This window comes from Fictibacillus sp. BK138, assembly GCF_004216955.1.
GTDB lineage: Bacteria > Bacillota > Bacilli > Bacillales > Fictibacillaceae > Fictibacillus.
The window spans coordinates 97,027-109,098 of record NZ_SGXL01000003.1; the positions used below are offsets into that span (position 1 = coordinate 97,027).

Sequence of the window (12,072 nt, forward strand, 5' to 3'; positions counted from 1 at the left end):
GTTCTGTTTTGTCTAAAATAGTTTCAGTTGTTCCATCTTATCGCTTTCACAAAGATCATCAATTAAAGTTTTATTTAAACGAGCAGTGAATATAATTTCTTTAGCATTTCTTATTGTAGATATCGTATTATTTTGGGATAAAAAGGTAAGTGATTTTGTTTTTGAAAGTCTTTTCATAAAGTTATAGATTGATTTATCCACGTCTGACCTAAATGGAAGTGGAGTTTCTTCTAAATAAAATTTAACAAATTCAAAGTAGCTTGTTTTTTTATTGTTGAATTGACTCAAAAAATCATTCAAAAAATCTCTATATTCATAAGAAGAAGATTGTACGTCATCAGAAAAAAGATCATTTTCTACGGTGATTCCGCCTAATTGATAATTGCGTATGTACTTATCTTCTGCAGTTATTTTCAATTGTTCAAAATCTACCATTGACTCTTTCATTTGTCGTAATCCCTCTAAGTTTTTAGTAGCAAATACGAGATGAAAATAAACATTAGGATTAAGTTTACTAAAAATTCTTTTGCTTAATACAAAGAGTTCTTCTCCTGAGTTTTTCTTTAATTGGCTTTTATATAATTCAATAATTTTATCTTCTAATTGAAGCAAGTTTTTAGTTTGTAATGTAGTAATATTATTTTCTGTTGCTATCTCTAAATATTCTGATATATCCTCATTAAGTTCATTAAGTCCAAAAAATTCCTTAAGAGGCAACTGGTTATTTTTAATATTATGATTTCTTACAAGGGAGTAGCTCATAACATTTATTAGTATTTCATGTGATTGTTGATTTAAAATTTGTTGAATTTTCGGCATAGGTAATCCTTTATATCCAAATGGATCAATAAAAAATAACGATGGATAACCTTTAGTCTTTCTTAACATATTGTCTATATGTTCTTCAAAAGTCCCATAATTGTTTGAAACTTGTTCAGGGAAAGGGGCTTGTCGTTTTAAACTTTGCAGCGCATTGTAGTATTCTCTATGTGCTTCTATTGTGTGGATGAAAAATTTAATACTTTTCTCATATTTTTTTTGGAGTGACCCTTGTAAATGAAAAAGATTTTCTGATGCAATTTTAGGTGAACCGTGATCTCCATCATCAAAAGTTCCCTTACCAGCAAAACAATCCACAAAGTGGACTCGTTTTAAATTTGTTCCGAAAGAAGCGTTACTTAATACTTTAGCCCATCGAACTAAATAATTTTCAAGTAAGATATGTTTAAGTACTGTTTGAATGTCTCTTTTTTGAAAATGTTTTTCCTTTACACTCATTTATACACACTCCTACAAAATAAACTTAAATCCACTCAATAGTCCTGACCTTACCACTAAATATCCAATAACATCCAACTATCGATCAACTCTGGCTGCAAGCAATATTATTCTGTTTCTTTACCTACTAGCCTATTAAAAAATTATATCATATTATTGGTTAAAATGTATTTTATTGTAAATGAGTTTTTATGAGAATCCATAGCTGCAAATCGTTTGCTAAAGCATGTAATTAATATGAACGTTTGTAAATTTACTTTAGTAGTTTTGTGAACGCATTTATTTAGTTGTTTATTATGATTAATGATAGTTCGTAAATCACACAATAATAACTATATAGGTTTACTTACCTTTATAAATAAGGTCTTATGAATTTACTCAATTGATTTTTTCATATATATTAACATATACATATATGATGTTATTTTATATAAAAAAGATAAATATATTATCAAAACTCCTCAATAATCATTACCAAACCAACGAAATATACAGGTATGTTACAATTGAGACAACATAAAAAGAGGGAATGAAGAATGGATAGCATATGATTATTACAGAAGATACATGGGTGTCGGAAAAACGTTAGTGTTTTTTGCATGCTGGTATAGCTTAGAACATTTTGATGGACATGTGATGCTCTCCTCTAAAACCAGTAAAGTTCCGCTCTATCAAGGAATGGGAGCTTTCATTGGTGGTTTCAAGGACGACGTAGATGGCGGACATCCCATGATCTTTTATCCTCAGAGTTCTAAAAAGAACGTGAATACATACTTATCAGGAGGTGTGTAACATGGATAAGATGATACAGGTAATCGAGAGGACAGAACGCGGCCTAAGAGTAAGAAGGGTGAGTGAACATGATATAAAAAAAGACTTGCAGCACTTTGACGATGTATTTATAGATGGAGTTTTCACCTTGAATAGACTCCAGAAGCCACGTACCAAACTGCGTCCCATGTTAGCCTATTGTAAACAAAAAGGCATCACACCCGATGAGTTAACACCCGAAGAATGGCAGCAATTTTATGAATAAGAACAAATAACAACTCTCTAGTTCCTGGAGAGTTGTTTTATGTTTAAAAAGTGTATTTATTTAATTGCGACGAATTAACGATAGTTTTTATTTTATAATCAAAAAAAGCATAGAGAGGTTAACATGTGACATCATAGCAAGATATTAGATTTGGAGTCATGATGCCTAGATTCAAGAAGCTTTAAGCTTTTTAATCGTGCTTTATCCTGCTATACGTTAAAGAAGAAATGACCGCACGCTATGCTCTTATTATCCAATCTCTTAAGTAACTGTGCTCCCTTAAGCCTCGGGACTATAAAAAATCTGATAAGCTGAACAGAAGATTCTTTTATACTTTTAAAAAAAAGAAGCGGCAGGGCCCGCTTCTTATCTTTGCTCTTTTATTTCGATAAAGGCTTGGTGAAGATTACCTTTTATATGAAGGCTATCTAGTTTCAACCCCAATCCGACCATGGTTTGTGCCACCTCTGGACGAATTCCTGTCAGAACTGTCTTTACCCCTAATAGCGATAATGCGTCCACGACTTTGAACAACTGATCAGCAACCATCGTGTCGACGAACAACACACCGGATACATCGATGATCAAGTGTTCCAAGTTTAACTTCATAGCCTGATTCATCGTTTCTTCCATCAATAACTGTGCCCTTTCCGTATCAATGTTACCGATAAGTGGGAGTACTCCCGTCCCTTTGATCAAGGGAACAACAGGAATCGATAACTCTAAGAAAGCAGACTTGGCCTTTTCGAGAACTTTTTGAAAAGACTGTACATAGTTTAAACTAAAACAATATACCGCATGATCTAAAAGCGGGTCGAGGATCTCGATGATCCGAAAGATGGTCGCAGCTGACATTCCTTGTTTCATCGCCTCTTCTTCAATGGCTCTCCATATGTGTTCCCGGTAAAAACTAGTATCTTTTAACGCTTCATCAAGAGGGGCTCCTAACTGAAATAGATATTCTCCAGTGTCTTTCCCCCATCTTGATATTTTTTCAATTGATTTTTCTTTTTCATCCATATTAGTTAACGCTTCCCCAAAAAGAGTGATGAATGAAGCACGCAATTCCATGATATTTGGCTCGATCTTCTCGAACTCTTCCTTTTCTGTTCGTGTCATGACCACTCCAGACATCCGGTCTGAATGAACTTGTTCTGCAATTTCTTTTTTACGTTTTTGAATCATATCCCCAACTAGCTTAATTTCGTTCTTCATTTTATCCTCCAGATCCTTAAATCATTCTATTTCCATTATAAACTACCATAATATAGAATATCTATTTTGAAGGAACCTCTAGCATAATCATCCGTTCATATTCCAATCAGATAAATTTTTCAGGAGATGTATAAACTTAACTTTTATAAAATAATTATGACATATATTTATATGTCATATTTAACAATGATTTGTATATTAAAATATATTTTATAACTGTTAAATAAAAAAATACCTTTCAACTACATAGTTTTAAAACTTTATGAATTTAATGAAACATACTTAGATTCTGAAGGATCACATAGACCTAAAGATCCATAGCTATTCAGAACACAGGGAAAGAAACAGTGAACGTTTTTCAGCGAGAAGTTCCTGAGCGAGGTTTAACGTTAAAAGGTTCTCACAGAGGGTAAAGTCCAATCCACACATAACAGAAAGTTGAATTTCCAGATGGATATAGACCGCTTTTTTATCTTAAATCCTAATTCGGATAGGTTTTAGCAAGGTAACAATAACTATGGTCATGTAAAAGGAATAAGTGGCCGTTGAACTGAATTAAAAGTAAGAGTAAAAATCCGATGAAATTATTAAACAAACAAACGTAGCAAGATAGTTGAAGAAGGATTCCCATTAATAATTATAGAATTGTCTTAAAGAGATATTCATGAATAGTGGTGTTTAAATAGTGGAATTTAATCAATACCAGCAAGTAATGAACGATACAAAGTGGGAGAAATTAGGATAGAAATGTATGACTATCCAAACAATCGACAATGGAGAACAAAAGATATTGAAACTGGCTACATTTGCCCTTGGGACGGGGAATGGTACTATCATTTTAAGCTGGGCGGATATAAGACCATTGAATGGTTGGAGATAAAAGCAGAAACCGAAGAAATAATGAATGATGTTTTAGAAATACTTAATATCATTCACGTTCCTGGAGAGATATTAAATGATGTGGTCAGGGTTTATGGGTACGTAGAAATCGGTAAATCTGTTAATTATCTTTAAAAACCCTTTCATGTAACGGGTGTTTTTTTTAGGAGGGTGTTATGAGTATTCCACTTGAATTAGACGGTGCAAAGGTATTAATGTACACCAAAAACGACACTACTAAACAACTAAGTTTAATGGTTTTTAAAGAGGAAGATGGTTCAACAAATGAAGTACCAATAACCGCATTAGCAATTGCACAATACGATAAAGACGACAGATACTATCTATTTCTGTGTGACAAGGTTTGGGAAGTGCAAAATGATTATCTTCTTGACTCAATTGAAGAATGTATCGGTTTTGCAGAAGGCTTTGGCATTTTTAATGAAGATTGGTCAGAAAGATAGGCATTAAGTTCAATTCCAATCATCGTAACTCTTTTTACTTTAATAAGACTAAAGCTTCTGCTTAGTTCCTCTACTTTTCTTACAACACTAGTTATATCTCCTTTAAGAAGTAGAACGCCCGGTTAATTCCCCGACAAATTCTACATCATCGATTTTCCAACCTTGCTGTTTCACATGAATAAGAAAGGTTTTGACTATCACCGTTTCAGTATTAGATACATTATTATACTCTGTGGAAAGCTTGAATTCATTGAAAAATTCAAATTCCGTTTTGGAAGATTGATATTCATAAGCCTTTAATCCTGTCATTAAAGACTTTACGGATTGCTCGGAATTTGGTAGTTCTGTTCCAGAAGGATGAGTTGCTTTGTATCCCTGATCCGTCATCAATGGCTTAATTTTTTCATACCTTTCAGTAGTAGTTTGGTAGGTGAAAAAGCTATTTAAAAACTTTCGATTCACTTCTAATGCGTCCGTGTTCTGGATAGAAGATAGTGTGGCTATTTTCTCTTCATAATTATTTTGGTTGGCTCTTACTTCTTGCAACTGTGACCGCAAACTAAAAACATACATGACAACGACCAGAGCTGCGAAAAATCCAATCATTAGTAATACATAGTGTTTCTTTTGTCTAGACTCCATAACCTTTTCACCTCCGTTACTGAATTCGTCTAAAGCCTAAGAAAGGATATAGCCTTTTCCATTCTTCTACAGATGAATAAGATGTTCCTTTGCTGCTGTTTGTATTAATGAACTGATCTTTTCCTACGTACATACCTACATGAGATGGTCCTAGCTTATACGTGGAGAAGAACACTAGGTCCCCAGGCTTGATTTGATCTTCAGAGATTGGGACGGTTTTGTTGTATTGGGACTCAGCTGTACCATATAGATCAATTCCTACTTGTCCAAAAGCATATTCGAGCAATCCTGAACAATCAAAACCTCCTGCAGCAGGCGTCCTGCCCCCCCACACATAAGGTCGGCCAAGAAACTCTTCCATGATGTTATGAACTTCTTTAACATCAAATCGTTGTGTCCCATCTCCTACTACCACTACTTCTCCGTTATCGGTATTGTAATAGCGAAGTACATGCTGAACATAATTTACGTCACCATATTTGGACCATCCCATTTTAACTGCCATCATCTCACTAAATTCCGCTGCAACTTCTTTAGAATAACCCCCGCGTTCTATAGCATATCCAATGAACCCATTTCCGAAGTTATAAGCTTGCAAAGATAACTGGATATCACCCTTAGTTTGCTTTAAGATTTCTGCAAAGTACTTCACACCGATTTGTATGGAATATTCAGGGTCTGTAATAGTTCCAGGAGGAAGACCAATCGATTCAGACGCCTGCATAACGTCTAAATGCCTGCCTCCACTTTCTTGTTGGATAAGGGCCATAATTAGTCCTACATGTTTTCCGATCCCATATTCCTCTGCATATTTACGTATCAGTGGTTCGTATCGTAATACTTCAGCAGATACTTGTCCTGCTCCACCTGTCATACCTGATTCAAATTGATTCTCACCACCTAAACTGATAGAAAGGAATAGTGAGATACCAAAAATAGATGTGAGAAGAAGAAGAATACCTGCAATGATCCAAGTCAGAGGGTTTTTAAGAATGGTTATGGTCGCTGCAGACTTTGCACCTTTTTTTAAAACGCCTTGCATATGCTCTCCTTTCTAAAAGCTATCCTGACGCAACCACACAGGTAATGGTTCATGAATCACTATGTAATTACGTCAAAACGCTTTTCTCCAACATCATTTTTGATGTTTTGATTCCTTTACTCTCGGGTTTCTTTCTTTTGACCTCTTGATTGTTGCAGAAGGAGGATTCCCATTTCTCTTATTTATCTGTTGCTGGGCTTCCCACTTTGTTAGATGTTTATGGGGTTCTCTTGCAGCTGCCACTTCCCTCTTGCTATCTATTCTTCCAGCCGGCATACGGTAAGAGGATGTCTGATGTTTAGTTACTGTGTGTTGCTTAGGAGGTTGAGTCTCTCCGTTTTTTCTTGTTTCTGTTGACACTTTTAAATGAGGATTTCGAGCTTCTGAAACCTCTCGGTTAGCATTTGGCATCTTGCGAGTAGAGTTGTGGTTTTTACTAACTCCTTCACCTTTTCCACTTTTGTAATCATCTAAATGAACGATAGGTACTCCTGCATTTCGTGATGCTGATCGTTTAGCTGTTCCTGCTATCATTGCTGCACTCCTTGTAGAAGTTTTCCGTCCCGAACCTTCTTCTCCTGACTGAAAACTTTCACGCAGTTTTTTATGTTGGTGGTTTTTATAAGCTGTACCAACCATACGCTTTGCTCCTTTAACGCTTTTCTCTCCCGTATCGCTCATCTTGCCAAATGTACTAGTTGTCGCTCTTTCTACGACTTGTTGGCCGTGAATCATGCCACTAGAAGCGACCTCAAAGACCTCAGTTCGATACTTGAATAAGCCCCACATAGTAATACAAATAAGGAAAACAACAAACGCATAGCCTTCTACTCCGTTGGTGACTTTAACCGATTCATAAAGCAAAGTAACAATTCCAGTAATAACCGCGATTAAAAGGACCAATCCTGCTTTCATGAGTAGAACTCCTACGATTTTCTTTCCATGATTTAAGGCACTTTCACTATAAGAAGGGATAAGTGAAAGAACTAGTGGAATGGCAGTAAAAATCACGAGTGCCAAAAACCATACTTGAAGCAAGAACTTAAAAATCCCTAATAACAAGACCGGTATCGAAAGGGCGACTGTAGATATAATAGTGACACTTAAGAAACCAAATCGTTCTCCACTAAAATCGGGTGTCATTTGCTTATTATCAAAGTTATTTACTTCATCACTTACAATATTTTCTCTTTCTTCTTTTCCTTCCTTTGAATATGGTTTAATTTCTAGAAGTTTGTCTATTCTGTTCGGATCTTCACTTACTATTTCACTCTCTTTTGTCGAACCATAATTCAAGAGTAGATACGGACGTTTCACCATCAGGTTAAACAATTGATTTTCTAATACCGCAATTCCTTCGTTGGGATTATAAGCTGCATTGCTATTGAATTCGTCGGAACTAACAAGAACGTTTGCAGAGCTTGCTATCCCTTCAAGTTCTGCGCCCCTTTCATTCAGCCATTTAATGTTTCCGGTCGCATCTGAGTAAAACCAAAAGGTGATAACCATGATACCTAAAGCTCCTACAATGGCTTTTACTGCATGACCGACTTGTTGATTAACAAAATATCTCCAAGCAGCTGTTCCTCCAACAATAATGATAAACAAGGAAAGGAATGTCCCGGACATAATTTCATAGATTCGTTCACTCATGATACCTGCTTCACTTGCTATGGTACTGATTAAATCAAAAGACATGAGCTGATTGATCGAATATAAGATAAAGCTTGCGATCGTTTTATTAAATCCCCACATTCCTTGATTGATAGAGTGTAAGGCATTATCGCCTGTATCTTTCAGTCCGTCTCCAATGTCAGCTTCCATCTTATAATGATCTAGGGGATATTCTTTGCTCTCTAGTGTCACGCGCCCTACAGTTTCTTCCTTTTTTTGAACAGTTGGCGAAGGATCTTCCGCAAGTGAAGCCGTTGGTATAAGAAGGAACAGCAGAGCTACACATAAAGCTATACAACGTTTTAGGAAGTTCATCTAATCCCTCCTTATTTACAGTGGATACAAGCTTCTCTTTTATAATCCTTTTTAATTTCATCCCTGACAATATCCGAACTTTTACTTATGTCGATCTTCCACATATCATCTCTTTCGCGTAATACAATATTTTCCTCTACCGCATTATCACCATTGGGATTATCAAAATCTGCAAGTACATAATATTGCTCTAGTTCTTTGTCGTAATATATTTCAAAACGAATATCTTCATATCTCAACCCTGAATTAACTTTTTTTGCTGTCTTATGAACTTCATATGAGCCCTTTTCGTAAATGAATTTTTGTTCCTTTTTATAATCTCTATCAAACTTTGCCTTTTCCCACTTATATGCGGTATCTGCTATCTCTTCAGGAGATGTATTTTGACTGCATCCTGTTAAAACTACAATTAAAGTGATAAATAAGAATACTAGTTTTTTCATTAGATGAACGCCTCCTCGGTTTCTGCTCTTCCACGATCGTTTTCTTTTGTGTTGAAGGCACTGATCCATTCGTCAAACAATACGTCTGTTTGAATTTTGGCCGTCCGCCCGTACATATCCTCGACGATACATTGACCTTCCGTGAGGTTCTTTAGCATATCCCGATTCGCTTTGTTATCCTCCATGCCAAGAAACTCGATGATGTTCGCCGCCTCTTCAGTTGTTTTTGCTTTAAATGCAAACTTCGTCCCGATATTTTCTTTGATCTGTGGTTTGTTGTATTCATAAGTAGATTGCGTGATGATATAAACGGCTGAGCGTAAAGATCGTCCTGTCCGCAGCAACTCATTGATCAACCGATCACCTGCATTGGTATTCATCAGCATCCAGGCTTCCTCAAAGATGGTCATTTTTACAACGGAATCATCACGCGCGAATTTCGTTGCGAATTTGGCTAACGGCTGCATGAGTGCAACGGCAATATGTTCGTCACGAGTGGCAGCCTTTTCTCCTTCATCCGGAAGATTCAAGTTTTGGATCTGAAGGATGTTGACCTGCTCATTGAGACTGATCCCTTCTACATCCCCTTCAGAAAACATGAGCTTGGCTACCCCGTTCGTTCCGATTTCATAAAGAAGATCGCCTACATTTTTTACATCTTGGTCACTAGACGTTTGTAAATAACGAACGACTTTTAGAAGTCCTGGCTTTTTCTCTTGTTGCATGATGTGACGGACCCCTTTATAGATGGCGGTCTTCACGTTCCGTTCGTTGGACTGAAGTTCGGATAGATATTCTAAAACACCAACAGCTGCATCCTGCGCCTCTTCTCCTTGAAGAAAGGTAAGAGGATCCAGTTTCCCGGCGTCCTTCTTTTCACTGGAAAGTGTGATGTAGTTAAAACTTTCGATTAACTTTTTAAAAAATGGAGCCGTTTTCTGCATTTCAGGCGTAAGCGACTGCTTGAATTTCTTTTCCACTTCATCTTTTGGGTCGGTCATCAAGATCTTTGCCCCGAAAAACACGGAATTGAGTAAGATGTCTTTTAAGAGATACGATTTCCCCATACCTGTCGGTCCAGAGATGGTGACATGTGGAGAGGAATATTTGGAACCTTTTAAACCTAAGTGAGCTAAAAAGGGATGGTAAAAAACAAGAGATTGAGAGTTTTCGATACTTTCACCCTCATGGGAGATGTTTTTCCCAAGATAAAAACCGACCGTGTTGCCAATTTTGCGTGTCAGTGAAAAAAGGGATTCCGCGAAAGATTCAGGAGTAAGGATTTGCTCCCAATCTTCGGCTACGATTTTAGCTGCAGGTAATGATTGATGGAATAATAGGAGTTGATCGGCTAATGGTTGCACAATCTCTATCTGTTGATCCTTAAAGTCGATTTTGAGCCTTCTCGCTCTTTTTCGTACTTCTTCTCTTGTTTTGCCATAGACAACCAAGTTGATGTGCGCTCTAAGAAGTGGTTTTCCTTGATTTTTGATTTGATTCTCTAATTCGTGCAACAGTTCGCGCCCCGTATTGATTAAGCTGTCATCATCTTCGTTTGCTTCAATGAGTTGAGCATCCTGATCACGAAAACGCTTTTTGATCTTGTTCGTTTGGTTCTCGTCCTCTTTTTTATGTTTGTAGACGGTACGCATGTTTACTTCAACAGGAAAATGATACGACTGAAAGAAATAAGCCCACTGCTTATAACTTAAATCGATCGGAAACTCTGAAACCGGAAGAAACGCACACCACGATTCTTCATCCAGTTGTTTGATGTTTACATAGCCAGCTTTTCCGGGATCAAGTATCCCTTCGGTGAGGCTGTAAACACTGCCTTCACCATCGGGCTGAATCTGTCCTCTGACAAACTGATGACGGATGATATAACGTAATTCTTTCTCTTTTAGCCGATACGCGCCTGAATAATTATTGATCGTCGTATAAGCATCCTCTTCTGATTCCGCGAACATGTCGACGATCAAATGATCGACTTCATGCCCTCCAAAACCGGCAAGTTTCTGTAGATAACGGTTCATACTTTTAAAGGAGGAAGAGAAGGTGCTGATTAGGTTATCATCTAGTTCCTGGCGTTTCAGTTTCACACCGATAAAGAATTTATATTCTACAACGTTTTTCGCTTCTTCTCGTAAGATCTCTTTCGCGCGTTCCGCATAATATCTTCCTGTTTCGGCATAGTTTCCTTCATACTGCGCTTTTAACCTTTCCATCCTTTTGTCGATATCAACGGGGATCGGAACGATTTTATAATCGATCTCCTCAAATGCTGAGAGCTGCCAAGCGAGTCTCTGAAGTCGACTTACAAGATTGTTCTCAGCTTCTTGCTCATTTACGCCTACGGTGTTTTCGTGCAGACGGTAATAAGCCCAGGCCTCCATATCATGCGTATAGATGACATTATCTTGGTACGATTGGATCGGAAACTGTATCATGGGTCCACCACCTTATTGAAATTGCTCGTAAGTTTGCGCCTTTTTCATTTGTGGCTGATAAACGGGTTTATGATTGCTGTAACTGAACCGTTTATTGAACAGATAACGAAAGTAACCGATGAAAAAACGGTCTAAACGTTTACCATCGAGCCGGCTTCTACAGATTGCCCCTGCGATTATCCACGGCAAAACGGCATAAAAGGCGAGCTGTAGAGTCGTAGGTAAAACTTGATTGATACTTCCTCGGAAGAGAAATAGAATACCAAAAAGCAAAGCAGCCACAAGGATTTGTCTAACCTCGATTCCTTTAGAGAAAACGAGTGATTTTTCGCCTTTTCCGATCTTCCAGATTTTCAAAGGATACCTAAAGAACTTTCGGTAGTTATAGGCAGCTGACCTCAATTTAAACCACCGCTTTTCACTTGATCCCAAATCGCATTTGCCACGCTTTCAAATTCCCCTGGATTCGCCACGATCACATAGCAGACAACCGCAAAGATAAAGCTGGAAAAGAACTGTCCCCACCGTTGTGAGATGAACGCTCTAACGATCATGACGACCATGATGATAAATAGGACGGCTGCAACCTGACCTGAAACGTAATCGGTAAGACCTGTAATATCCGGCATTTGAA

The 12,072-nt window shown here is 37.3% G+C and carries 13 protein-coding genes; 4 read left to right on the forward strand and 9 right to left on the reverse strand.

Annotation, left to right across the window (positions count from 1 at the left end; translation table 11 throughout):
• Positions 1-12: 12 nt before the first annotated feature.
• The gene (gene tcmP / locus EV282_RS18430; RefSeq protein WP_130297359.1) at positions 13-1,278 is read right to left on the reverse strand and encodes a three-Cys-motif partner protein TcmP; all 1,266 of its coding nucleotides are present in this window, start codon (positions 1,276-1,278) and stop codon (positions 13-15) included.
• A gap of 567 nt (positions 1,279-1,845) precedes the next feature.
• Here tcmP and EV282_RS18435 point away from each other — a divergent pair.
• Positions 1,846-2,070: a hypothetical protein gene (locus EV282_RS18435; protein ID WP_130297360.1), complete on the forward strand. Its 225-nt coding sequence runs from the start codon at positions 1,846-1,848 to the stop codon at positions 2,068-2,070.
• A gap of 1 nt (position 2,071) precedes the next feature.
• Positions 2,072-2,314, forward strand: a complete 243-nt coding sequence (locus EV282_RS18440) for a hypothetical protein (protein WP_130297361.1) — start codon at positions 2,072-2,074, stop codon at positions 2,312-2,314.
• Positions 2,315-2,680: 366 nt separating this feature from the next.
• Here EV282_RS18440 and EV282_RS18445 read toward each other — a convergent pair whose 3' ends face one another.
• The gene (locus EV282_RS18445) at positions 2,681-3,529 is read right to left on the reverse strand and encodes an STAS domain-containing protein (protein ID WP_130297362.1); all 849 of its coding nucleotides are present in this window, start codon (positions 3,527-3,529) and stop codon (positions 2,681-2,683) included.
• Positions 3,530-4,276: 747 nt separating this feature from the next.
• On the opposite strand from EV282_RS18445, the gene EV282_RS18450 reads away from it, so the two are divergent.
• Together EV282_RS18450 and EV282_RS18455 are read left to right on the forward strand one after the other, a co-directional pair.
• Positions 4,277-4,543: a DUF6678 family protein gene (locus EV282_RS18450; RefSeq protein ID WP_130297363.1), complete on the forward strand. Its 267-nt coding sequence runs from the start codon at positions 4,277-4,279 to the stop codon at positions 4,541-4,543.
• Positions 4,544-4,584: 41 nt separating this feature from the next.
• Entirely contained in the window at positions 4,585-4,872 is a 288-nt protein-coding gene (locus EV282_RS18455; protein ID WP_130297364.1) for a hypothetical protein, read from the forward strand.
• A gap of 102 nt (positions 4,873-4,974) precedes the next feature.
• Here EV282_RS18455 and EV282_RS18460 read toward each other — a convergent pair whose 3' ends face one another.
• The 7 genes from EV282_RS18460 to EV282_RS18490 all read right to left on the reverse strand — a co-directional run bounded on the left by EV282_RS18460 (position 4,975) and on the right by EV282_RS18490 (position 12,067).
• Complete coding sequence (locus EV282_RS18460) at positions 4,975-5,514, reverse strand: hypothetical protein (protein WP_130297365.1); 540 nt, start codon at positions 5,512-5,514, stop codon at positions 4,975-4,977.
• A 16-nt stretch (positions 5,515-5,530) separates the two neighbouring features.
• Positions 5,531-6,556: a bifunctional lytic transglycosylase/C40 family peptidase gene (locus EV282_RS18465; RefSeq protein WP_130297366.1), complete on the reverse strand. Its 1,026-nt coding sequence runs from the start codon at positions 6,554-6,556 to the stop codon at positions 5,531-5,533.
• A 93-nt stretch (positions 6,557-6,649) separates the two neighbouring features.
• Positions 6,650-8,545 carry a CD3337/EF1877 family mobilome membrane protein gene (locus EV282_RS18470; protein WP_130297367.1) on the reverse strand — a complete coding sequence of 632 codons (1,896 nt, stop codon included), beginning with the start codon at positions 8,543-8,545 and terminating at the stop codon, positions 6,650-6,652.
• Between the two features lie 11 nt (positions 8,546-8,556).
• On the reverse strand, positions 8,557-8,988 hold the full coding sequence (locus tag EV282_RS18475) for a lipoprotein (protein ID WP_130297368.1): 432 nt from the start codon (positions 8,986-8,988) through the stop codon (positions 8,557-8,559).
• Positions 8,988-11,438, reverse strand: coding sequence for an ATP-binding protein (locus tag EV282_RS18480; protein WP_130297369.1), 2,451 nt, complete (start codon positions 11,436-11,438; stop codon positions 8,988-8,990). The genes EV282_RS18475 and EV282_RS18480 overlap by 1 nt, the downstream gene beginning before the upstream one ends.
• A 12-nt stretch (positions 11,439-11,450) precedes the next feature.
• Positions 11,451-11,840 carry a TcpE family conjugal transfer membrane protein gene (locus EV282_RS18485; protein ID WP_165389538.1) on the reverse strand — a complete coding sequence of 130 codons (390 nt, stop codon included), beginning with the start codon at positions 11,838-11,840 and terminating at the stop codon, positions 11,451-11,453.
• A complete protein-coding gene (locus EV282_RS18490) occupies positions 11,837-12,067 on the reverse strand; it encodes a TcpD family membrane protein (RefSeq protein ID WP_130297371.1) in 231 nt (76 codons plus the stop codon). Before EV282_RS18490 ends, EV282_RS18485 begins: the two co-directional genes overlap by 4 nt.
• Positions 12,068-12,072 lie beyond the last annotated feature (5 nt).

Bases quoted from the DNA above. Each gene is read 5' to 3' on its own strand.
- tcmP (WP_130297359.1), bottom strand. From the start codon at position 1,278: ATGAGTGTAAAGGAAAAACATTTTCAAAAAAGAGACATTCAAACAGTA.
- EV282_RS18435 (WP_130297360.1), top strand. From the start codon at position 1,846: ATGGGTGTCGGAAAAACGTTAGTGTTTTTTGCATGCTGGTATAGCTTA.
- EV282_RS18440 (WP_130297361.1), top strand. From the start codon at position 2,072: ATGGATAAGATGATACAGGTAATCGAGAGGACAGAACGCGGCCTAAGA.
- EV282_RS18445 (WP_130297362.1), bottom strand. From the start codon at position 3,529: ATGAAGAACGAAATTAAGCTAGTTGGGGATATGATTCAAAAACGTAAA.
- EV282_RS18450 (WP_130297363.1), top strand. From the start codon at position 4,277: ATGTATGACTATCCAAACAATCGACAATGGAGAACAAAAGATATTGAA.
- EV282_RS18455 (WP_130297364.1), top strand. From the start codon at position 4,585: ATGAGTATTCCACTTGAATTAGACGGTGCAAAGGTATTAATGTACACC.
- EV282_RS18460 (WP_130297365.1), bottom strand. From the start codon at position 5,514: ATGGAGTCTAGACAAAAGAAACACTATGTATTACTAATGATTGGATTT.
- EV282_RS18465 (WP_130297366.1), bottom strand. From the start codon at position 6,556: ATGCAAGGCGTTTTAAAAAAAGGTGCAAAGTCTGCAGCGACCATAACC.
- EV282_RS18470 (WP_130297367.1), bottom strand. From the start codon at position 8,545: ATGAACTTCCTAAAACGTTGTATAGCTTTATGTGTAGCTCTGCTGTTC.
- EV282_RS18475 (WP_130297368.1), bottom strand. From the start codon at position 8,988: ATGAAAAAACTAGTATTCTTATTTATCACTTTAATTGTAGTTTTAACA.
- EV282_RS18480 (WP_130297369.1), bottom strand. From the start codon at position 11,438: ATGATACAGTTTCCGATCCAATCGTACCAAGATAATGTCATCTATACG.
- EV282_RS18490 (WP_130297371.1), bottom strand. From the start codon at position 12,067: ATGCCGGATATTACAGGTCTTACCGATTACGTTTCAGGTCAGGTTGCA.